This window comes from Rhizobium sp. SVR5-9E, from assembly GCF_056755095.1.
In genome coordinates, this window is record NZ_JBNDHS010000431.1 from 1 (window position 1) to 269 (window position 269).

The following is a 269-nucleotide window of genomic DNA, read 5'->3' on the forward strand; positions in this document are numbered from 1 at the left end:
GGCTCTATAAGCAGCCAACGGTATAACAAAATAAGCGTAAGTGCTAAGAAACTGATAGAAAATATTCTTGCATGTCACCCTAAAAACAGAGTCGCTGTCACCCATTATGGTACTGGGCTGTATGGTCAGTCCAATTCAAGTTACAATCCGAGGATTTATATAGAATCTGATTTTACCAATAATATTGTGACAGCACAGAGCTTCATCAGAAGATTAGATGTGGGTGACCATTTTCATGAAGCTTTAGGACTTATCGGAATGGCTTTGGA

1 protein-coding gene is annotated in these 269 nt (G+C 39.0%); it reads left to right on the plus strand.

All coding sequences use genetic code 11. The features are described 5' to 3' along the window. Window positions 1-269, plus strand: a 269-nt coding sequence (locus tag ACPYOJ_RS35490; protein ID WP_481420409.1) for a vWA domain-containing protein, incomplete at both ends; no start/stop codon positions are given.